The 21,907-nt window shown below is 63.8% G+C and carries 14 protein-coding genes; 8 read left to right on the top strand and 6 right to left on the bottom strand.

The features are described from left to right. The first annotated feature begins 225 nt into the window (after positions 1–225). Positions 226–1,149, top strand: a complete 924-nt coding sequence (locus tag FN829_RS10215; RefSeq protein ID WP_142986887.1) for a restriction endonuclease — start codon at positions 226–228, stop codon at positions 1,147–1,149. A 224-nt stretch (positions 1,150–1,373) separates the two neighbouring features. On the opposite strand, the gene FN829_RS10210 is transcribed toward FN829_RS10215, so the two are convergent. Next, positions 1,374–2,141: a VOC family protein gene (locus FN829_RS10210; protein ID WP_142986886.1), complete on the bottom strand. Its 768-nt coding sequence runs from the start codon at positions 2,139–2,141 to the stop codon at positions 1,374–1,376. 118 nt (positions 2,142–2,259) lie between these two features. Here FN829_RS10210 and FN829_RS10205 point away from each other — a divergent pair, with 118 nt between their 5' ends. Both FN829_RS10205 and FN829_RS10200 read left to right on the top strand, forming a co-directional pair. After that, complete coding sequence (locus FN829_RS10205; protein WP_142986885.1) at positions 2,260–2,691, top strand: EamA family transporter; 432 nt, start codon at positions 2,260–2,262, stop codon at positions 2,689–2,691. 102 nt (positions 2,692–2,793) lie between these two features. Then, positions 2,794–4,239: an MATE family efflux transporter gene (locus FN829_RS10200; protein ID WP_142986884.1), complete on the top strand. Its 1,446-nt coding sequence runs from the start codon at positions 2,794–2,796 to the stop codon at positions 4,237–4,239. A gap of 18 nt (positions 4,240–4,257) precedes the next feature. On the opposite strand, the gene FN829_RS10195 is transcribed toward FN829_RS10200, so the two are convergent. Continuing rightward, positions 4,258–5,457: an iron-containing alcohol dehydrogenase family protein gene (locus FN829_RS10195; protein WP_142986883.1), complete on the bottom strand. Its 1,200-nt coding sequence runs from the start codon at positions 5,455–5,457 to the stop codon at positions 4,258–4,260. A gap of 257 nt (positions 5,458–5,714) precedes the next feature. Here FN829_RS10195 and FN829_RS10190 point away from each other — a divergent pair, with 257 nt between their 5' ends. The 4 genes from FN829_RS10190 to FN829_RS10175 are packed head-to-tail and all read left to right on the top strand — an operon-like array spanning position 5,715 to position 14,490. Continuing rightward, positions 5,715–8,885 carry a tubulin-like doman-containing protein gene (locus FN829_RS10190; protein WP_142986882.1) on the top strand — a complete coding sequence of 1,057 codons (3,171 nt, stop codon included), beginning with the start codon at positions 5,715–5,717 and terminating at the stop codon, positions 8,883–8,885. Between the two features lie 7 nt (positions 8,886–8,892). Then, positions 8,893–10,335, top strand: coding sequence for a hypothetical protein (locus FN829_RS10185; protein ID WP_142986881.1), 1,443 nt, complete (start codon positions 8,893–8,895; stop codon positions 10,333–10,335). A 6-nt stretch (positions 10,336–10,341) separates the two neighbouring features. Beyond that, complete coding sequence (locus tag FN829_RS10180; RefSeq protein WP_142986880.1) at positions 10,342–12,270, top strand: carboxypeptidase-like regulatory domain-containing protein; 1,929 nt, start codon at positions 10,342–10,344, stop codon at positions 12,268–12,270. A gap of 33 nt (positions 12,271–12,303) precedes the next feature. Then, positions 12,304–14,490, top strand: a complete 2,187-nt coding sequence (locus FN829_RS10175) for a carboxypeptidase regulatory-like domain-containing protein (protein ID WP_142986879.1) — start codon at positions 12,304–12,306, stop codon at positions 14,488–14,490. A gap of 12 nt (positions 14,491–14,502) precedes the next feature. On the opposite strand, the gene FN829_RS10170 is transcribed toward FN829_RS10175, so the two are convergent. Next, on the bottom strand, positions 14,503–15,180 hold the full coding sequence (locus FN829_RS10170; protein WP_142986878.1) for a DUF6517 family protein: 678 nt from the start codon (positions 15,178–15,180) through the stop codon (positions 14,503–14,505). Positions 15,181–15,293: 113 nt separating this feature from the next. After that, entirely contained in the window at positions 15,294–17,867 is a 2,574-nt protein-coding gene (locus tag FN829_RS10165; RefSeq protein ID WP_185955738.1) for an outer membrane protein assembly factor BamB family protein, read from the bottom strand. Positions 17,868–18,374: 507 nt separating this feature from the next. Here FN829_RS10165 and FN829_RS10160 point away from each other — a divergent pair. Further along, complete coding sequence (locus FN829_RS10160) at positions 18,375–19,292, top strand: glycosyltransferase (protein ID WP_142986876.1); 918 nt, start codon at positions 18,375–18,377, stop codon at positions 19,290–19,292. Between the two features lie 18 nt (positions 19,293–19,310). Here the strand turns inward: FN829_RS10160 and FN829_RS10155 are convergent, their stop codons facing one another. Both FN829_RS10155 and aglG read right to left on the bottom strand, forming a co-directional pair. After that, entirely contained in the window at positions 19,311–20,591 is a 1,281-nt protein-coding gene (locus tag FN829_RS10155; protein WP_142986875.1) for a nucleotide sugar dehydrogenase, read from the bottom strand. Positions 20,592–20,904: 313 nt separating this feature from the next. Next, positions 20,905–21,843: a glucosyl-dolichyl phosphate glucuronosyltransferase gene (gene aglG, locus FN829_RS10150; RefSeq protein ID WP_142986874.1), complete on the bottom strand. Its 939-nt coding sequence runs from the start codon at positions 21,841–21,843 to the stop codon at positions 20,905–20,907. Positions 21,844–21,907: the final 64 nt, after the last annotated feature.

The following is a 21,907-nucleotide window of genomic DNA, read 5'->3' as shown; positions in this document are numbered from 1 at the left end:
CGCGGCAGGGCTTTGGTGGCGTTCACCGTGCCAGCAACGATCTCGAACCGGCCAGTCCAACGTCTTCCAAAACCAATCGTCGTATAAGCATCCTTCATCGATCGAATGTGTCATGCTGTATTGGATCTGGAAAGGAGTATATCAACAGAGCCTGCTCAGTAAACCGGGAGAACGGCGATCCGACTCGACAAAAACCTCTTCTATAGCTGAACGGTATAGGTGATAATGCCGATCTCCGTCTCTCAAGCGAAAGATAGGATGAGAGCGATGACTCCTTACGAGTTCGAGGAGTTCGTCGCTGAAGTATGGTCAGCACGGAGGTTTACCACGACCGTGCGACAGCGAAGCCGCGATCGAGGGATCGATCTCGAAGCACGGCGAGACGGGTCCTACACGGCCGTTCAGGTGAAACAAAACGGAGAAGAAACCACCATCGGAAGTCGGATGGTTCGGAATTATGCTACTCTTTATCAACAGGACGAATCGATCGATTCCGTCGTTATTGTAACGTCTGGCGGGTTTACCGCGCCAGGAGAGGACCTTGCCCGTGACTTGGATGTCGCGCTGATCGACGGTGTCCGTTTAGCCGAATTGGCACACGAACATGGCGTTCCCATCGTTAGTTTCACGCGAGTTTCGAAGTCGCCGATCGCGAATATCACGGAGCTATCGGGAGAGCTCGGTATCCGCTGTAACGAGTATTTCGTGAAGACATGGGCGGAAGACGTGGATCGCGCGTTTTCACGGTTGGCAAATCAGGACATTGATCTCGTTGAACGGATAACGAGCGTCGAATCGGAGACATACGAGAGTGACGTGGTATTGACTATCGATCCCTCGGACAGTGTGGACACGTTAATTCGAGACGGGTTTGACGAATTGGGGCTTGATGAGCCAGTAAAGCAATACTTCGACGATCGTCAGTTAGAGAGCACGAGCGAGTACGTTATCGAGTACGATCTTACGGTGGAACAGGTACTCGCAATACTGCTGGATAGCGGGAAGGCCAAGTCCGCTTTGAACCGACTGGACACAGAGAGCCGGCAGAGCGATCCATCCGCACCAGTTCTGTTAGGATACATACTACTGGTAGAGTCAGTTGAGTGGAGTTTGTTCCGATTATCTGAAACGTTACCGTACGAAGTTTGATGATGAATCGTTTCTCCAAGCGATGGTCACCCTCTCGGGCGGTAATACGATCTGTGTTTTCCGAAGATCGGCTCCATCACCGGAGATACGTACCCCCGTGACACGAAAGCCGAATCCCTCGAACGGCTCTACCACCTCCATGATCGACACGAACAGATTCGACTAGTCGTCAATAGGCACCTGCCGGCGAACGTGAATGCCGACGGGAGTCGAACTGATCCGGCTCAGTCCTCGGTGACCAGTTCGACCTCGTGGCCGTCCTGGTCCTTCGTGAACGCGTAGCGGTCGTCACACGACTCGGGGTCGCGGTAGTCGGCGGCTTCACGGACCATCAGCTGCTCCCACGCGTCGTCGAGGTCGTCGACCTCGAGCGCGAGGTGGCCCCACGCGTCGCCCATCTCGTAGGAGCGACCGTCGTAGTTGTAGGTGAGTTCGAGTTTCATCGCCTCCTTCGGGGCGTCCTCGGGCGCGACGAAGTAGTTCGCGAACGTGTCGGCCTCCCAGCGGTCTCGGGCCTCGCCGAACTCGAACTTTCGCGTCCAGTAGCCGAGCGCCTCGTCGGCGTCCTCGACGCGGATCATCGTGTGATCGAGGCTCCACTTCGCGCCGTAGTCCCGTTTGACGATCTCGACCTCGTGGCCGTCGGGGTCCTTCACGAACGCGTAGCGGTTCCCGCAGGACTCGGGGTCGCGATAGTCCTCGACACCGCCCTCCATCAGCTCGTCGTAGGACTCCTGGAGCGCGTCCTCGGGGACGCGAACCGCGATGTGGCCCCACGCGTCGCCGGTCTCGTAGGTACGGTCGTCGTGGTTGTACGTGAGTTCGAGCAGCGCGCCGGCTTCGTGGACGTCCTCGGGACCGAGGAACACGTTCGTGAACGTGTCCGCCTCCCAGCGGCCCTTCTCCTCGTAGTTCAGGTGGGTCTGATACCAGTCGAGGCTCTCCTCTAAGTCCTCGACGCGGATCATCACGTGGTCGAACGTGGACTCCATACGCGTTCGTTCGGCCGCTCGGCCCAAAAGCGTACTGAAGCGCTCCACCGCGCGTCGACGCTCTCCCCCGTCGACCGCGGGTCGGCAGACACTTATCGCCGCCGTCACATCCCCGGACATGGACACCACCTACCTCCCGTACGCGCTGCTCGCGATGGGGGCGTACACGTTCGTCTCGCCGCTCATGCGGATCGCGACCACCGGTCCCGACGCGATCCCGAGCGACGTCGCCGTCATCGTCTCGAACACCCTCCTCGTCTCGATGGCGGTCGGCATCGTCTGGTACACCGGACAGGGGTTCACCTCGCATCTCGGCTCTCCCAAGCTGCTCCACGTGCTCGCGGCCGGCGTCTTCCTCGGTATCGGGATACTGGCGCTGTACCGCGCGCTCTCTTTGGGCCCCGTCAGCGTCGTGACGCCGATCTTCGCGACCTTCCTCGTCTTCTCCTCGCTCATCGGAGTCGTCCTCCTCGGCGAGTCGTTCTCGGCGCGGAAGGCGCTCGGTATCGCCTTCGCGGTTGCCTCGGTGTACCTCGTCTCCGGGGCCTGACGAGGGGCGTCTCCGGGAGCGTCCCTCACCACCGACGATCCGGAAACGCACGCCGCGTGAGGAAACGCCTTTATTACTGCCGGGGAAAGGTCCGTACTTCCAGTGTTCTCCGTTCCGAACCCCTTCCGACTCGTCGTCCTCTACATCGGCTTCGGGCTCGCCCGCCTGGGGCTGATCGATCGCCACCGCGTGGTCCGGACGACGGACCTGGCGTGGCCGCGGATCGTCACGGGAGTCGCCCGGATGTCGAAGAACGCCGTCGACGTGGCGATGGTCGGCGTCGCCATCGGGACGAGCGCGGTCGCCGGCGTCGGCTTCGCCGGCCCGTTCTGGGGCGTCGCGTTCGCCATCGGCGGCGGGGTCGCCGGCGGGACCATCGCGCTGGTCTCACAGCGATACGGGGCCGAGTCGTTCCGGGAGCTCGGCGACGCGGTGCGCGCCAGTACCCTGTTGGTGGTCCTCATAAGCGCCCCCGTCACGGCCGTCTTCTGGACGTACCCCTCCGAACTCATCTCGCTCATCAGCAGCAACGAGACCGCGGTCGCGTACGGTGCCGACTACCTCCGGATCGTCGGGATCGGCGTCCCCTTTGCGGGCTTGAACCTCGTCGGGAGCCGGGTGCTCGTGGGCTGTGACGACGCCTACACCGCGATGCAGCTTCGCGCCGGCGGCGCGATCGTCAACGTCGTGTTGAACGTGTGGTTCATCTTCGGGCTCGGCTGGGGCGTCGAGGGGGCCGCGCTCGGGACCGTCCTCTCGAACGTCGTCGTCACCGCGGCGTTCGCGGCCGGGATCGCGTGGGGTCACCTCCCGATCTTGGGCGCCTTCCCGGTCGCGATCGACCCGTTCGGGTCGTACCTCAACCCGAAGATGCTGCGCGACCTCGTCGAGATCGGGCTCCCCGTCGGGGCCCGCAACCTCGTGTGGACCGCCGCGGAGTTCCCGATGCTGTTCGTCCTCGACATCTTCGGCGAGAACACCGTGGCGGCGTTCGTCATCGCCCGCCGGATCTGGGGGATCATGAACACGCCGGGGTGGGGCTTCGGCCTCGCGTCCTCGAGTCTCGTCGGCCAGGAGCTCGGCGGCGACGACCCCGGCGAGGCGGAGGCGTACGCCCGCGACATCATCCGCTTTTCCGTCGGGACGTACCTCGTGAGCGCCGCGCTCATCGCGGTCTTCGCGACCGACATCGTGGTGCTCTTCGCCGACAGCGCGGCGAGCCCCGAGGTCCCGATCGCCGTGAACCTCGTGTACGCCGCCTGTATCGCGGTGATCTTCCAGGGGATCTCCGGCGGCGCCGCGGGGCCGCTCGACGCCGCCGGCGACACGAAGGTGCCCTTCGCCAGCCAGTTCGTCGGGATGTTCCTCGTCTCGATCCCGCTGGCGTACCTCGGCGCGACCACCGGGCTCGGGCTGTGGGGGCTCTACCTGGCGTTTCTCGCCGAGACGACGATCCCCGCGGCGATCAACTACTGGCGGTTCCGCTCGGGCAAGTGGAAGGCGATAAGCCGGGCGTACCGCCCCGACGCGGCGGTCGCAGACGATTGATCGAGCGTCGCGACCGCCTCACCACGCCCCGCGGAGCACGCCCTCGATCCGTTCCGGGGAGGTGTCGATCCCGGCCGGCGCCCGCTCCATCGGCGGGTCCTCGGCGATGAACGCCGCGACCGCGGGGAGGTCCTCCTCCCGGACGGCGTCGACGTCGCGGAGGCGGCTCGGTACGGGGAGCGCGTCGCGGACGGCCGCGACCGCGTCGACGACTGCCTCCGCGACCGCGTCGTCGTCGCGTCCCTCGGCGTCGATGCCGAACCCGGCGGCGAGCGTCCGGCGGCCCGCGTCGGCCTCCTCGAAGAGGTACGCGAGGACGTGTGGGGCGACGACGGCGTGGATCGCGCCCTGTTGGACGTCGTACCGGCGGGCGAAACCGTGTCCGAACGCGTGGATGACGTTGATCTTCCGATCGATCTGGACGAGGAGCGCGCCCGCGACCGCCCGGTCCATCGCGGCGGCAGAGTCGCCGGCGCGATCGCCCGCAACGACCGGCAGCGAGCCGGAGAGGAGCCGGACCCCGTGGATCGCGGTGGCATCGCTGACGGGCGAGGCGTCGCGGGCGTACGCCGTCTCGATCCCCTTGTCGAAGCCGTTCATCGCGGAGCCGGCGAGGGCGGATCGCGGCGTCGTCTCGAAGAGATCCGGATCGAGCAGATCGACGATCGGCATCGCGGAGCCGCTCACAGAGACCGGCTGGCCCGTCGGCGACTCGGCCGCCGAGAGCACCTCGAGTGATCCCCCCGCCGAGAGGTCCGCGCCCGCGAACGTGGTCGGGACGGCGACCACGGGGAACGCCGGCTCCGCGGTTATCCGCTCGATCGACCCCTCGCCCGCCGCCGCCTCCAGGGCCGCGAGATCGCGTCCATCAGCCGCGAGGACGGACGCCTGTCGCGCGACGTCGAGGCTGCTTCCCCCGCCGACGGCGACGAGGGCGTCCGCCTTCGCCGATCTCGCCGCCTCGAGCAGGTCGAAGGCGGTCTCCGCCCGCTTGTCGGGGGTCGTCCCGTCGAAGGTCCCCGCGTGTCGGTCGCCGAGACCCGCCCGGATCGGCTCCATGAGGTCGTCGTTCGCGCCGACGTTCGAGCCGCAGACGACGAGCGCGTCGCCGATCCCTCGGTCGGCGAGCGACGCTCCGAGATCGGCGACCCGTCCGCGCCCGTACAGGACGTCACAGCCGGCGTACTCCGCCTCGAAACGGTCCGCGGTAGATAACATGTTCCGTCGTACTGCGGCGACCCGTTTGTAGCTATGGGAGGTTCGGGGGGATCTGTGGGGGACTCGGGGGGAGCTGTGGGGGACTCGGGGGGAGCTGTAGAACTCCCGAGACGGTTCACCGCCGTGAAAGGTAGGTGGTGACTACTGTACGGCTCGTGTTCCGATCGGTTCCGCCGAGATCGTTTCCAAAATTTGTCCCTACTAGCTGTAGGCATCGAATAATTTATGGATAGCTGTAAGGATCATTGGATGTCAGCATGAATCTCCCAAGCAGGATATTTGCGATCGGGGGTGCTGGGAAGGCTATTACGTACGAGTTGCTGAAGGCCGATTGGGTCCAGGAGGCGATCCTGCGGCCCCGCCCGAACCCCGAAACGTTGACCGTGACCGTGATCGACACGGCGGAGGAGGAGGAGAACCGTGACCTCGAACGGATCAAGGAGATCGAACAGCAGATCCAGGAGACTAAAGACCGACTCCGCTCGGAACACACCGGCCGGCCGGGGGAGATCACCATCGAGTACCTCCCGCTCACGCGGAACATCCAGCTCCACGACCAGAACGACCTCATCGGCGAGGAGGCGGTGCCGCGGATCGCCTCGGGGGTCGGCATGGAGGAGGAGAACTGGTGGCTCCAGCCGGAGTTCATCAATGAGAACCTCGACTTCGCCACCGGCGTCGTCCGGAAGCGCGGACTGGGGAAGGGACTCTACTACAAGGCGTACGCCGAGGACGACGACGTGCGGACGGCGATCGACCTGCCGGGCCGCGGAAAGGTCGCGGTCATCGCGGGGCTCGGCGGCGGCTCCGGCTCGGGGATCTTTATCGACCTCGTCAAACACCTCAAACGCACCCAGCGGACCGCGGAGATCACGCTGTTCGGCGTGTTGCCGAACGACGACGAGGGGGACGCGGAGAACGCGAACGCACACGCCGCGCTCTCCGAGCTGGAGTACCTCAGCCTCCAGGACGAGGATCTGTTCAAAGACCGGATCCTCATCCCGATCGACCCCACCGGGTTCGGCGGGAAGAAGGCCAACATCCTCCAGAGCTCCGACGCGCTCCTGGAATTCGACCGGGCCGCGATCTACCTGATCGCGACCTACTACAACATGATGGACATGGAGGACCCGTTCGCGGACACGCCCTCCTACGCCCCCTTTATCATCGGGATCCCGCAGGTCCTCCGGTACAACGTCGACGCGATCCAGGACGCCAAGACCGTCACGAAGGACATCCTGAACGCCAAACAGGACGCCCTCGAGGCGGAGGCGGACATCTACGCCGGCGTCGACCGGTTCCTCTCGCGCGAGTGGAGCCCCGACGGCATGAACGGCGAGCTTCACGACTCCGATCGGACGGACCTCGAGACGCGGCTCAACAACGTGAAGTCGCTTCTCGACCTCGATCTGTTCACCGAACTCGACTACGAGTCGGTCTCGATCTACCGCGAGATCGTCTCGGAGGCGGAGATGGAGGCCGAGGACATCGTCGAGCTCATCGAGGTGATCGGCGGCTCGATCCGCGCCGGCACCGCCGAGGTGAGCAGCGACGGCGAGCAGTTCGTCGACAGCATCGACAAACAGCTCGGCGACGTGATCCGCGACGAGCTGAACCGGCTCGCCCACCGGAAGGACCTGCTCGTGCGGCTCCGCGCCGTCGACGACAACCGCGTCGAGAGCACGATCAGCTACCTCCTCGCGTTGGAGGACGAGGGGATCAACGCGGGCGTCCGACTCAACCAGCTCGAGGCGAAACTGGAGGAGGCCACGGAGCGGCGAGACCGGCTCCAGTCCGACCTCGAGGACGCCGACGAGGAGTTAGAGGAGCGACGACGCTCGCAACAGGACGAGGTGGATCGCCGCGTCGACGAGTGGGAACGGTCGGTTCAGCCGATCTACGAGGAGTACGAGGACTGTCGGTCGATCGACGCCGAACGGCTGGGTGACGAGCTCGAGATGGCGCTCGAGACGTACGGCCGCGAGGTGAAAAACGCCGAGACCGAAGACCAGCTCGAGGCGGTGAGCGACGGGCAGGTCCGGAGCACGCTCAACGAGCTCTCCGAGGAGTTCGACCGCGTCGGGATCAACGTCTCCGACACCGAACGACGGATCAACGCCTCTCTGGCCGACCTGTCGGACGCCAAACAGGCGTTCCTCCAGATGAACCAGGACGAGGGGACTCTGGAGTCCATCCTCCCGTGGGACACGTCCGGCGAGGAGGAGCGCAAACAGGCCCAGAAGAACTACCGGATGAAGCGCAACCAGCTCGACGACAACGAGGTGTTCACGATCTCCCGCGCCGGGGACTCGTTGTCGATCGAGCTGGAGTACTCCGTCGGCAGCCTCCAGCGGACGATAGAGGAGGAGCTCGAGGACCGCCGCCGCGACATCGTCACCGAGACGCGCGCCGAACTCGAGACGGACAGTCCGCGCGCGCTCGAGGAGATCGAACGCCAGCTCGACTCGGGCGCGAGCTTCTCCGAGATCGCGCGCGAGTTCGAGGAGCTGATCAAAGACGAGGTCGTCGAGACCGACGACATCGAACGCCGGCGTGACGAGCTACGGTCGGAGCTCGACGACGCGGAACACAAAGCCGAGCTGTACGAGGGGACGGTCAGCCTCTTCGAGGAACTCAACGGCCCGCGAGACGCGTTCATTAACTCGCAGAACCGCTACCGGAACCTGCGGGAGAACTACAACGAGAGCCGAGAGACCTCCGTCTCGACGGAGGACGAGCAGTACCACTACGTCAAGACCGTCAAGCCGCACGACATCCTCCAGCTCAGGGACGACGCCGACATCGCGGAGAGCAAGCTGTTCGACGACGAGACGGAGAAACAGCGGCTCCGCGGCTCTCTCGAGGAGCTCGCGAAGAACGCGCACAACCCGAAGTACACCGGGATCCGGAAACGCCGGATCAGCGGCGACCGCTCCCGGTACAACGACATGAACATCGTCGTCGGAGTGATGAGCCGAGCGATAAACCAGATCGGCGACGTGGCCGACCTCAAACCCGTCTTCCAGGGCGCGTACAACCTGGGTGCCGGAAGCGAGAACTTCGCGTCGTTCCCGGTCGAAGCCGGGGGTAGCTGGGACATCGGACTGGGGATCTTCATCGACGGGATCTTCCTGGACAACCTCCGCGCGGAGGTCGAAGCCGACGGCTACCAGACCGGGTATCAGGCCAAGGAGGCGTCCGACGACACCGACATCCTCGTCCACCACACCCACGGCCTCGACGAGGGGTACTACGTCCGCCGGAACGACGTGTTGAACCTCGAGAACCCCAACGACACGCAGTTCTTCCTCCGAGACGAGGGAGAGATCAAACGCGATCTCTTGGAGAAACACATCGACGACGTCTCGTTCACCGACGCGGCGGAGGAGACCGATGCTCCCTCCGAAACGCTCGACGGGGGGGAGTGATCGATAGATGACGGCGATCGGTGAGTTCCTCGAGGAGAACGGCGAGAAGGTCTTTCTCGTCGTGTACTTCGCGGTGATGGTGATCGTCGCCGGGCCGCTCTTCCTCTCGCTCGGGGAGGCGTGGCAGGCGTCGGACATCGTCAGACCGGCGATCCTCGCGTTGAATCCGCTCGTGGGCGTCACCCTCGAGCAGTTCTCGGCGCTGATGTTCGGGCTCTACCTCGGGTTGTTGGTCCTCGTGACCCTCGACCCGAAGAAACGGGTCCAGGGGATCCTGTTGTGTCTCGGTACCGTCTCAGCGCTCGTCGCGCTGTTGTCGATCGGGCTGTTCATCCCGAACATCGACTTCGGAGCCAACATCGTGTGGGTCCTCGCAGGGTTCGTCGGCGGCGGGCTCGTCGGCGGCGGCCCCAAACTCCTCGAGGTTCGGACGGCGACGGCCCTCGAATTCCGCCGGTCGGCGACGATCCTGTTCTACCTGATCAGCGCAATCGTCGTCGGCGGGCTGATCGAGTTCCACGTCAACTTCCCGCAGTTCCTCCAGGTCTCGGCGGAGACCGTTCAGATCGTGCCGCCGAGTCCGAACCTGAGCGTCGAGTGGTCCAGTATCGGCGTGAACACGCTCATGGCGGCGGTGTTCGTGGTCACGCTGCGTCGATTCGTGACCTACGACGCCTCCGAGAACTTCTTCGTGTTGGGCCCGCAGGGGTCGGGGAAGTCGCTCTTCCTCGTCGGGAAGTACCTGGCCGCGCTCGACGACGCGGTCGGTCGGGAGGCCGACACGCCGTTGAACCCGAGCAGCGACCTCATGGAGTTGGTCGGGTCGCTCGACGCGGCGTCGAAGGACACCGGCTGGAAGCTCGACGCGACCGGCCAGACCGACGTCGAGGACCTGAAGTTCAACTTCGTCGACGGCCGGGTGTTCCCGAAGAACATCGAGCTGTCGAGCCTCGATTACGCGGGCGAGTACCTCGAACGCCTGCCGAACGCGCTGATGAGCCCGGACGACGAGATCGACAACTCGACGCTTCGGCTGCTCGCCCAGCGGGTTCGAGACGCCAACACGCTGATCCTGATAATCGACGTCGAGCGGTACCACAACAACGAGCCGCTGGAGATCGAGCCGTACTTCGACATTCTGGACGTCGCCTCGAACAAGGACGTGCTGTTGGTCGCGACGAAGTGTGACATCCTCGCCGAGGAGTTCCGCGACAAGCAGGCGCTCGAGGCACACCAGTACTTCGACGAGTTCCAGGAGTTCGTCAGCGAGACGCTGATCGAGAACAACCAGACGGTTCGGACGCTCGTACAGGACACCTCCGGGTCGAAGATCCACCCGGTGTACTACCAGACGACGACCGACGAGAACGGCGAACGCGTCCCGATGCGGGATCGCAACGGGAACGTCATGACCGTCGGGTTCGACGAACTCCTCGATAAGATGGGGTGATCACGGATGCCATCACTACGCGTATACGACACGAAAGGGAACGAACACTCGCCGACGGGCGGCGGCGGCCGGTCGAACGAACGGGTGAAAGACCTGTTTTACGACGGGGTCAGACTCACGATCGAGTCCGGCCGCGAGCGTAAGTTCACGATGTTCTTCCGGGCGCGTGAGACCCGGAACGCCCGAACCGAGCAGTTCTACGCCGTGTACACGACGCGGGACGGGGCGATGCGCGAATTCATCGACGCGCTGAGAGACCGGATCGAGACCGAGTGGGGGTACACGATAGACGACTCCGCAGACGACATGAGCGTCTTCCGGGCGATCGACGCCGGAAACACCTCGATGCCGGGATCCGACCAGGACCGCGCGATACTCGAGGAGCTGATCGGCTCGCGGCAGGGCGGGACCGTCAGCGTGCGCGACGCCGAGAGCGCGCTCGGGCTCGTCAACGAGTTCATGGGCACGTACAACCGCGCCGCCGTCGCGGACTCGCCGGAGTCGAACGCGCTGTCGGACTTCGACCTGGTGGTCGCCCCGAACGGCTCGAGCGGCGTCGTTCCGATCGGCGACACCGAGTCTCGGTGGGAGTCGACGAAGGAGTCGATGCGCAGCCGGCTCATCGACGAGGAGATCGCCTCGATCAACGAGTCGGTCCAGACGCTCTCGCGGGAGCACGGCCTCTCGAGTTCGGAGATCCGGCGGCGGGTCAGCCAGCGCGTCCCGGCGTTGAGTGCCCCGAGCTCGGGCGGCTCCACGGCCGATCGGCTCTCGAGTTCGGGCTCCTCGCGGGACCTCGACATGGCGGAGATCGGCAAGTACGTCGCCATCGGCGCGATCGTGTTGATCGTGTTGATCGGCGGGTTCTTCGGCGCGACCTACTTCGGCCTGATCGGCGGCGGGGGCGGCGACGCCGGCCCGGCAAACGGGACGGACGCGGCCCTCGCATCGATCAACGGGACCGTCGTCGACGCCAGCGGGGAGCCGATCGGGTCGTCCGTCGAGGTGACCGCCGAACGGATCGCCGACGCGGAGGGGAACGAGACCGACGGACCGACGAACACGACGACGGCGGAGGGCGGAACGTTCACCCTCGAGAACGTCTCGACCGGAACGTACGAGATCACCGCCGGGTCGACCGACGTCTTCGAGTACGGCAGCGAGGAGGTCGAAGTCACCGAGAACGGAACCGACGAGGTCGAACTCGCGCCGACCAGCGCGACCGTGAGCGGAACCGTCGTCGACGCGAACGGCGAGGAGCTCGACGCGACGGTCGAACTCCTCGACGGGAACAACGAGACCGTCAACAGCGCGACCGGCGGAAGCTACGAGTTCTCCGTCGCGGAACCCAGCGGAAGCTACAGCCTGACCGCCGAAGCCGACGGCCACGAGTCGGTCAGCCGACCCGTCGAGTCGTTCGGCGACCAGGGCTCGATCACGCTTGAGGAGAGCACGTTCACGCTCTCCGGAACCGTGACCGATTCGAACGACAACGAACTCGACGCCGCGTCCGTCACGGTGACGACCGCGGACGGATTCTCCGATACGACGCCCGCGGGCGGCGCCTACGAGATCGAGGGGATCCCCGCCGGCGAACACCAGATCGAGGTCACCCGTGACGGCTACACGACGGTCACGGAGACGGTCACCGGCGACGACGACGTCACGCGGGACTTCGACCTCGAGGAGAACGGAGCGATCGACGGGACGACCAATGCGAGCGGGAGTCCCGCTCGCTACGAACTCGAACTGCTTCAGGACGGGGAGACCCTCCGGGAGACGAGTTCCGATCAGGACACCGGAGAGTACCTGATCGAAGGGCTCGATCCCGGCGAGTACACGCTAATCGCTACGCGAAGCGGTGAAAGTCGAGAGGTAACGGTTCAAGTCAACTCGGGAGAGACCACGACGCAGGACATCAACATCGACTTCTAACTCTCACTCTCCCGAGTCTCCCGATCCTCCTCGATGCTCTCCGATCGAACCCTCACCGGCACCGATCTGACGATCACCGTCGGTGAGCGGGTCGGAGCGGGAACACACTGGGAGACGTTCGACGGACGAACCGCCGACGGCGACGCGGTCGCCGTGAGGTCGCTTCACGGAGAGCTTCCGGAGGACGAGTACGACCGGTTCGACTCCCTCGCGGCACAGTGGCGGAACGTCTCCGGTCGCGAGACCGTCAGAACGCTCGCCGACTGGGGCACCGATCCCGAGCCGTGGGTCGCCGTCGAGTACGCCCCCGGCGAACTCGAGACGCTCGCGAGCGGCGACAGCGTCGAGATCGCGCTCGAGTGTGACCTCGCGACGCGTGCCGACCTCCTTGGAGACGTCTGTGAGGCGATTCGGAACTACGGCCGGTACGGATCGACGCCGTACCACCTCCGGATCGGTCCCGAAGCGGTCGTGTTCCGCGACGGACCGGACGGTCCGACCGCGGTCGTGGGCGACTGGGGTATCAGCGGCCTCGTGTCCGATCCGCCGGTCACGCCGTATACGGCCCCCGAACAGCTCGACGACGGGAACCACGCCGGGCAACAAACCGACGTGTACCGGCTCGGCGCGCTCGGCTACCACCTTCTCTCCGGATCGCCGCCGTTCGTCGACGCGGATCGATCCCTCGCGGAGGCGATCCGAAACGGGGTCGGAGACGACCCGCCGGAGGTCTCGGAGGACTTCCGGCGGGTCCTGTCTGATGCGATGGCACTCGATCCGGACGATCGGCAGGGTGGCGCCTATCAGTTCCGCCGTGATCTGATCGACGCGCGGCCGAGAGTTTCCCCGGAGGAGCGTGTCGTTTCCGGGCTCCCGCCGCTGGATGTCGAGGATATTGAAAAGGGCGGAGACGAGGAGAATGTCGACGATGTAGAGGGATCCTCAGAAGAAGGATCGGACGACGAGAGTGAACCGAGATCGGTCGACGATGACGATTCCGATGGTGAGGAGTCAATCGACGCCGAGGAGACTTCGGATCCGACCGAGACGAGCGAGGACGTAGCCAGAGATACCAGTAGTACCACGTCCTGGAGAACGGCTGGCAAGTACGTCGCTATCGGAGTGGTCGTATTGGTCGTGTTGATCGGCGGGTTCTTCGGCACGTCCGCACTCGGGCTGATCGGCGGCGGGGGCGTCGACCCCGGAGCGGCCACGAGCGGAACTCTCGCCACCGTCTCAATCAGCGGGAGCGTGGTCGACGCGAACGGAGAGCCGATCGGTTCGTCCGTCGAGGTGACCGCGGAACGGATCGCCGACGCGGACGGGAACACGGCCGACGGGCCGACGCATACGACGACGACCGACGGCGGGACGTTCACTCTCGAGAACGTCCCGACAGGGACTTACGAGGTCACTGCCGCCGAGACCGACGTCTTCGCGTACGGCATGGAGGAGGTCGAAGTCGGCGAGGACGAGACCGGCGAGGTCGAGATCAGCCCGACGAGCGCGACCGTGAGCGGCATCGTCGTCGACACGAACGGTGACGAACCCGACGCGACGATCAGACTGCTCGACGAGAACGACGAGACCGTTGCCGCCACGACCGGCGGGAGATACGAGTTCACCGTCGACGACCTCGAGGAAAGCTACACCGTGACGGCGGAAGACGATTACGAGTCGGTCAACCGCTTAATCGAGTCGTTCGGCGAGCAGACCACCATCGAACTCGAGGAAGCTTCGTTCACGTTCTCAGGGAGCGTTACCAACTCGGACGGTGATCCCATCGATGGCGCGACGGTCACGCTGACGAACGGAGAGGTGCTGAGTGCCCCGACGGCCGCGGACGGCGGCTACGAGATCGAAAACATGCCCGGGGGCGACTATGATCTCGAAGTCAGTGCCGACGGCTACATGACCGTCACGGACTCGATGACGGTTGACTCCGACGTCACGTGGGATTTCGAACTTGAAGAAATCGGAACGATTGACGGGACGACCAATGCGAGCGGGACTCCCGCTCGCTACGAACTCGAACTGCTTCAGAACGGAGAGTTCGTCCGGGAAACGAGCTCTGATCCGGACACTGGAGAGTACCAGATCGAGAACATCGCTCCCGGCGAGTACACGCTGATCGCTACGCGAAGCGACCAAAGCCGAGAGGTGACGGTTCAGGTCGATTCGGGAGAAACCACGACGCAGGACATCAACATCGACTTCTAACTCTCACTCCTCTCACTCTCCCGACTCTTCGACCTCCAGCGACTCGAACAGCCGCTCGATCCGCTCGCGTTCCCCCTCGACCTCGGCGGGGTACGCGCCGGCGACGAGGACCACGTCCTCGCCGCGCTCGACGATCGTGAGGTGGATGTATCCCCGCTCCTCGGTGCCGTCGGGGAGGATCACTGTCGCTTCGTAGACGCTCACCTCGGTGGTCTCGCCGAACACCTCCTGTTCGATCGTCTCGTCGAGTTCGGGGTCGCGGATCTCGCCCTCGTACTCGGCGCTGATCTCGTCGCGCGCCTCGTCGATCAGCTCCTCCTCGTCCATGTTCGCGAGCGGGCTGAGCTGTTGGCCGGCCGCGGAGACGCCGGGCGTGCTCACGACGGCGAACACCGACTGCTCCTGGCCGGTCAGGTCGGATCGTATCTCCCGGAGATACGCACGGACCTCGGTGCGCGCGGTGAACTCGCGACGCTGGCCGAACTCCTCGAACTCCTCCTCGACGACGATCGTCTCGTTTCGAACCTCCTCGAAGCCGGTCTCCTCGACGCTCGATTCGGCCGGCTCGGCTGGCTCCGCGGACCGCTCGATCTCTTCTTGGGTCGCGATCTCGACAGCATCGGTACACCCGCTGAGGGCGATCGTCCCCGCCGTGGCCCCCGCAACCAGAAATCGACGACGTGATGGCATACGGAGACACCTTTTCCGCCGCCAGATATATCATTTTTCCATCTATTCTCGATATCGATACCGATATCAAATCGAACCCGCCGGAGACCGTGCCGTCGACGTACGGCGGTCGTTCAGTCGAAGACCGCCAGCCTGAGGACTCGCGCGAACTCGCCGATCGAGTCGTACCGCTCGTCGGGGTCCGGGTCGATGGCGCGAGTTATCGGGCGGTCGATCGACGACGGGACGCCGGCGTGTTCGCTCGGCTTCGTGGGACGGTGGTCCGCGGGCGGGCTCCCCGTCGCGGCGTGGTACGCGAGCGCGCCGAGCGCGTACGTGTCGGGTTTCCCCCGCCAGAGCGGCTCCTCGGAGTCGGGGAGCTGTTCGGGCGCGGTGTACGGCGAGGCCGCACGCGTGCCGTGTTCGGGCGTGTCCGGCACCGAACCGATCCCCCAGTCGTCGACGATCCCGGTCGGCTCCGCACCCGATCCGACGACGCGGACCGTCTCCGGCGAGAGGTAGTAGTGTCTGACCGTGTACCGGCTGGCCTGCGACATCGCCTCGGCGGCGTCGACGACCGGCGACAGCCGGGCCGCGGGGTCGGTCGGCGGGTCGTCGAGGTGCTCGCCGAGCGTTGGGGCGTCCTCGATCGGGTCGGTGAGCACCCACGGGTACGGCTCGGTTCCCAACCCGTACACCGTGGCGATCCCGTCGTAGTGGCTGACGCTGCCCCAGTCGGTGGCGACGGAACTGAACCGACCCGCGAGGTCCTCCTCCCCCGCGGCGTCCGGAAGCGCCAGAACCCGTCCGTCGCCGCCGTCGATCCGTTCGTCGGTGACGGCGTACGCGGCGAGCGGCCCGACCGACCCGATCGGTTCGATCGACGAGAGTTCGTTCACCCCCGCGAGCAACGCGCTCCCGTCCGCACCGTCGGTATCGACGCCACCCACGGATTCGCTCACGTCCTCGGCTCCGTCCCGGCCTCCGGACTCGACGTCCTCGCCGGATTCCGTGTCGGCTTTCGACTCGGTCGAACCGCTCGCGGACGCGGTCGAGGAGGAACCCGTTGACGCGGACGACGCCGGTTCGGCATCGGTGTCTGCGCCCTCCGTCCTGTCGCTTTCGGGAGTTCGATCCTCCGGTTCGACGGTGTCCGTGGCACCTGCCGAGTTCGCCGAATCGGTTGCCGACGATCGTCTCGACTGGGATCCCGGATCCGATCCCGAAGCCGTCCCGTCCGAACTCCCCCCGAGGAATCGATACGCTGCGAGCGCACCGACCGTGATCCCGCCGGCCGCGCCGAGGAGTCCGACCGTGGGAACGTGGCCGGTCAGCCCCGACGAGCCAGAACCGTCCGTCGACGGCGGTGGGGTCTGTCCGGAACCACCGTCTCCGCTTCCGTCCGTTGACCCGTCGGTGCTCGTGGAGTCGTCCGATCCCGTCGACCCGGACGAATCCGTTGAGTCGGTCGAGTCGGCCGATCCGCCCGAGGAGTCGCTATCTCCTTCGAACTCGACGCCCGCCGCCGCGTGGTGGTGTCCGAGCGTCCCGAGCGAGGTCCGCGATCCGACGCCGTGGCCGTCGCCGGCGAGGTCGACGACGGTCGGCGAGGAGAAGACCGCGTCTCCGGGCTCGTCGAAGAGCCACTGCCGTTCGCCGTCGTCGACTCCGAACCCGTACACTGCGCCGGCGGCGTTCCCGACGAAGACCGTCTTCTCCCGGACCGTCGGCGAGGAGTTGATCTGATCGCCGGTGTTCCGTGACCACGCCTGCTCGCCGCTCTCGGCGTCGTGCGCGTACAGCGATCCGTCGACGGAGCCGACGTAGACGGTTCCGTCGACGACCGTCGGTGAGGAGACCACGCCGGCGACTTCGTCGGTCGTCCACCGCGTGTCGCCCGTCGCGGCCTCGATCGCGTGGAGGCCGACGCCGACGCCGACGCTGCCGATGTAGACGGTCCCATCGACGACCGTCGGCGAGGAGAACACGACGTTTTCGAGGTCCGTACTCCAGGTCGTCTCGCCGGCCTCGACGTCGACCGCGTACAGCCGGTTGTCGAACGAGCCGACGTAGAGCGTCCCGTCGACGACCGCCGGCGACGAGGAGATCCCGTCCTCCGGAGCCGAGATCCGCCACCGCTCCGTCCCGTCGGAGGTTGCGAGCGCGAGGATCTCTCCCGTCTCCGTGCCAACGTAGAGCGTCTCTCCGTCGACCGCCGGCGAGGAGACGACGGCCGGCGAGGAGACGCGCCACGCCTCCGTTCCCTCGCTCCGATCGATCGCGACGACCGCGCCGGAGCTGGCGCCGACGAACACCCGGTCGTTGATCACGGTCGGTGAGGAGACGATTCCCCCGTTCTCACCGTCATCAACCTCGAAGGACCACACGGCCGATCCGTCGGCCGCGTCGACCGCGTACAGCGACCCGTCAGCGGATCCCACGTAGGCCACACCGTCGACGACGGTCGGCGAGGAGGAGACCGCGTCTCCGGGCTCCGTGAACCGCCAGACGGAGTCTCCGGTCGCGGCGTCGATCGCGTATATCGACCCGTCGTCGGAGCCGACACAGACGATCCGGTCCGGTACGTGATTCGTCGCCGAGGCGGTCGACGTCGATCCGCCGATGCCGGTGAGAGTGACTCCGGCGGCCGAGAGCGTCCCAGCTACGCCCCGGAGGAGGGTTCGCCGGCGGAAGCGGTCCCGATTCATCGTGAAGCGAGGATTCCCTCGTCTTCGATTTGAACGATCCGAGATCCACGCGAAGAGCGTTCTCGCCCGACCGTCCATCGTCGTTCGCCTTTGGGATCGTCGAGGGCGATGGTGATCGGAAACAACCCATCGGCAGTCATCATGTGTAGTAGTAGTTAGACGGATGCCATGAGTGTTTCTCCCTCAAGTCCGCCGTATTTCGGGACTGAAGACGCGGACATGGAATGGTACCGAGGTGGATTACGGGAAACGTTTCAAGAAGCCCCTCGATCGAAGAGCCAGACGTGTTGGAATTTCCGTGTGTGATGCCGTCACACTACATGTCCGGATAAATTACGGAATTCAATCGGATGGGCCCGTGTGATCTACAACGAGCTTCGACCGTCGTTCAGATGTGTTGAACGCGGAGTTGGAAGCGTAATTACCTTTTAGTAGTCAGAAGAGACCGTGTCAGCCGCACATCGAGATCTGCTGCTTATTTACGGGAGGTCATCTCTGTTGTGAACGATGTCAGAGACGGATCGTTCTCTTGTATCTGTGATAATCCCCGTTTATAACGATCCATGTGGATTGAGCGAGACGGTCGAATCCATACTACAACAAGATCTGTTAGAGAGTGTAGAGATCATCATCGTCGACAACGACTCCACGGATGATACCCGTAACGTGGCCCATGAATACGCGGATGAACACGGTCGCGTCTTCGTCGCCGTTGAAGACGACATACAGAGTTCGTATGCGGCCCGGAATACTGGAATAGCGCGGGCACGAGGAGACGTTCTCGTCTTCATTGACGCCGACATCACGGCAGACTCCGATTGGCTCGAAACCATTGTTAGTGAGATACATGGCACGGAGTATCTCACGTATGACGTAGAAGTGTATGTTCCTGAGGGTCGAGACACGCTCGTCGCACGATACAACGCACATACCAGTTTTCCGATCGAAGTGTATGCAAAGGAACGCGATTTCGGTGGTGGAGGCTGTATCGCCGTCCGCCGAGATGTGTTCGAGGACGTCGGTCTCTTCGATCATCGATTGATCTCCGGTGGCGACGCGGAGTTCGGAAATCGTGTCGTCGCTTCCGGCCGCGAGATCAAATTTACACCCGACACTCGAGTATATCATCCGGCGCGAACGTCGCTCCGAAGCCAGATCAAAAAGGAGATCCGCGTTGGACGTGGGTTTTGTCAGCTTCAACGGTACTATCCGAACCGATACGGACGACCGGGGATACCCCCGCGTCCTTCGGGTTCGGGCCAGCAGACGGGTGCTTCTGAGCTCAATACACGAGAGCGACTGGTCTTTGTCTTGCTTGGATATCTCTTTCTCGGATGTCGCGGGCTCGGCTACGTCCTGGAACTCGTCGCCGGTGAGGGCCGTGGACGAAATGGCGACAGTACACCACCCCACAACGTCGACTAAATCGGGATGTTATTCGGATCAGAGATGATGGACGTGCGTAGCGTCATGACCGTTCGTAGCGTTTCGTGTATCGAACACTAGGGGGGCATGATCTACGATCGAATCCAGATCGAGCACGTCGTGATCGGTCACAATTAGTGTACAATCGGCGCGTCTGAGTATCTGTTCCGTTAATTCGATGGATTCGTACGTCTCACCTTCGACCTCGAATTCCGGAACGTACGGGTCGTGATAGGAGATCTTCGCGCCGCGTTCCTCTAACAAGCCCATCACGTCGTACGCCGGCGACTCTCGGACGTCAGATACGTCCGGTTTGTACGCGACCCCGACGATCAAGATCGACGACTGTGACACCGCCAATCCCTTCTCGTTGAGCAGTCCGTTCACTCGGCGGACGACGTGGACTGGCATTTCTCGGTTCACCTGATCCGCCAGATCGATAAAGCGCGTCTGGATGCCCTGCTGGCCCGCCTTCCACGACAGGTACAGGGGATCGATCGGGATACAGTGGCCCCCTAGTCCCGGTCCCGGATAGAACGGCATGAAGCCGTAGGGCTTCGTCGAAGCGGCCTCCACGACTTGCCAGATGTCGACATCGAGGTCGTTCGCGATCATCGCGATCTCGTTTATCAGACCGATGTTGACCGCGCGGAACGTGTTCTCCAAGAGCTTCACCAGTTCGGCCTCGGTCGAGGATTCGACTCGGACGACTTCATCGAACACGCCCTCGTACAGCGCCATCGCGTGATCGCCACAGGAGGGTGTCACTCCACCCAGTACCTTCGGTATCTCCGTGAGTGTGTAGTCCTCTCGGCCCGGATCGATACGTTCGGGAGAGAACGCGACGTATACGTCTTCACCGATCGTCTTCCCGTTCTCGGACAACGTCGGCACGACCAGGTCCTCCATTGCGCCGGGGTAGACCGTGCTTTCGAGGATCACGGTACATCCGTCCGGGAGAACCTTAGCGAGTCGTTCCGTCGCATCCGCGACGTACGAGAGGTTCGGCTGTCCTGTCTTTCGGAGAGGCGTCGGTACACAGATGGACACGCCGTCGACGTCGCTCAGTGCTTCGTACTCGGTCGTCACCTGAAGTCCCCCGTCGAGCGCAGCCGCCACGTCTTCATCCGAGACGTCGGTCACGTACGAGCGACCGTCTCGAATCGCGTCGATCCGTTCCGTGTCGATGTCGACGCCAACGACTTCGTATCCCGCCCGCGTGAACGCGAGCGCCAGAGGGAGACCGACGTAGCCGAGTCCGACGACGCCGACCCGCGGCGTGTCGTCATCAGTAGACATTGCCACGACGTAGCCCGAATCGAGTGATAAGTCTTGTTGAGTACGTATCAGAGAGATGTCCAAATCCGAGGATTTTTTGAGATCAGATATTCCCGTTACCATGAAAAAATCTACCTCACGGTTTTTTGTATTTGTATTGGTGGTTTACAGGTATATTCGAGGTTGACGATAACAGAGAACGCGAAGACAAGAAATTCGGAGTTTAATTCAGATTTTCTGTACGACTTCCGACAGGCAGAAACGTCAATAAGTACACGAGTGATTCAGTTGATCAAATATTTTTCAAATCTACGATGCTATCCGTAGTAATCGACTATTGATTCGCCTTCTCGACGAGGTTCGGTGTCGCGATTGCGTACAGATATCCCAACCCGACCGCTCCGGTAAACGCGCCGATCGCGGCCAGTTGCGTTATTGCGCCCCACGACGGCGACCGAATCAACCCCTCCAGCCGTCGCGGAATCCTATCCGCTAGCAACCACTTCAGGTAGTCTCCCTTGTCGTCGGGTGCGTCCGGGTACAGTAGGTCCATCACGCGCTTGGAGTAGCCCTGCCAGAAGGACCGAAACACTAACCACCGAAACTCGCCGCGGTACTCAAACAGCTTGTGGTGGACGATCGCGCTCTCCGTGAACACCATCCCCTTCCCAAACTTCTCCAATAGCCGGATTCCTACCGGTGCTTCATGCGCCTGTAAGTGTTTATCCCCCTTTCGTCCGGTGTTCGGATCGTATCCGCCGACGTTGAGGAACTGCTCGCGCCGGTACGAGATGTTCGATCCGTACGTGTTCCGGACTTCCTCGCCGTCCTCGGCGAAATCGGGTTCGACGCAGCCGACGAGCCAGTAGAACTCCTCGGGGAAGAAGTCCGGACGGTCACCCTGCCAGTTCGGTCGCACGTCACCGCCGACCGCGATCGCGTCGGTCGTCTCGTACACCTCGACGAGCGACTCGATCCAGTCCTCTTCCGCGACGCCGTCGTCGTCGATGAACGCGACGATCTCGCCGGAGGCCAACTCCGCGCCTTTCGTCCGGCTGTAGGAGATTCCACGGTTCTCCTCGTTGTCGTGGATCACGACGTTCTCGCGGTCGCTGAAGTTCGCGACCGTCCGCTCGTACACCTCGGGGTTCCCGTCGATCACCAACACGACCTCGATCGGGTCGTACGTCTGAGAGAGCGCACTCTCGACGGCCTCCGTGAACACGTCGTAGCGGTCCATCGTGTACGTACAGACGACGACGGAGACCTTCATCGGTCAATGGTTTCGGAGGTGGATGAATAAACATTCTGACCTCCCTTCGCCGTCGACCAGTTAT

Origin of the sequence: Halorubrum cibi (assembly GCF_900182635.1) — an archaeon.
GTDB classification, from domain to species: domain Archaea; phylum Halobacteriota; class Halobacteria; order Halobacteriales; family Haloferacaceae; genus Halorubrum; species Halorubrum cibi.
The sequence above is the reverse complement of the archived record's forward strand: the minus strand, read 5'-3'. Positions and strand labels throughout refer to the sequence as shown.

What these genes read in the sequence shown, in the direction of transcription:
- FN829_RS10215 (WP_142986887.1), top strand. Translation starts at nt 226, where the DNA reads ATGCCGATCTCCGTCTCTCAAGCGAAAGATAGGATGAGAGCGATGACT.
- FN829_RS10210 (WP_142986886.1), bottom strand. Translation starts at nt 2,141, where the DNA reads ATGGAGTCCACGTTCGACCACGTGATGATCCGCGTCGAGGACTTAGAG.
- FN829_RS10205 (WP_142986885.1), top strand. Translation starts at nt 2,260, where the DNA reads ATGGACACCACCTACCTCCCGTACGCGCTGCTCGCGATGGGGGCGTAC.
- FN829_RS10195 (WP_142986883.1), bottom strand. Translation starts at nt 5,457, where the DNA reads ATGTTATCTACCGCGGACCGTTTCGAGGCGGAGTACGCCGGCTGTGAC.
- FN829_RS10190 (WP_142986882.1), top strand. Translation starts at nt 5,715, where the DNA reads ATGAATCTCCCAAGCAGGATATTTGCGATCGGGGGTGCTGGGAAGGCT.
- FN829_RS10185 (WP_142986881.1), top strand. Translation starts at nt 8,893, where the DNA reads ATGACGGCGATCGGTGAGTTCCTCGAGGAGAACGGCGAGAAGGTCTTT.
- FN829_RS10180 (WP_142986880.1), top strand. Translation starts at nt 10,342, where the DNA reads ATGCCATCACTACGCGTATACGACACGAAAGGGAACGAACACTCGCCG.
- FN829_RS10175 (WP_142986879.1), top strand. Translation starts at nt 12,304, where the DNA reads ATGCTCTCCGATCGAACCCTCACCGGCACCGATCTGACGATCACCGTC.
- FN829_RS10170 (WP_142986878.1), bottom strand. Translation starts at nt 15,180, where the DNA reads ATGCCATCACGTCGTCGATTTCTGGTTGCGGGGGCCACGGCGGGGACG.
- FN829_RS10165 (WP_185955738.1), bottom strand. Translation starts at nt 17,867, where the DNA reads ATGAATCGGGACCGCTTCCGCCGGCGAACCCTCCTCCGGGGCGTAGCT.
- FN829_RS10160 (WP_142986876.1), top strand. Translation starts at nt 18,375, where the DNA reads ATGTCAGAGACGGATCGTTCTCTTGTATCTGTGATAATCCCCGTTTAT.
- FN829_RS10155 (WP_142986875.1), bottom strand. Translation starts at nt 20,591, where the DNA reads ATGTCTACTGATGACGACACGCCGCGGGTCGGCGTCGTCGGACTCGGC.
- aglG (WP_142986874.1), bottom strand. Translation starts at nt 21,843, where the DNA reads ATGAAGGTCTCCGTCGTCGTCTGTACGTACACGATGGACCGCTACGAC.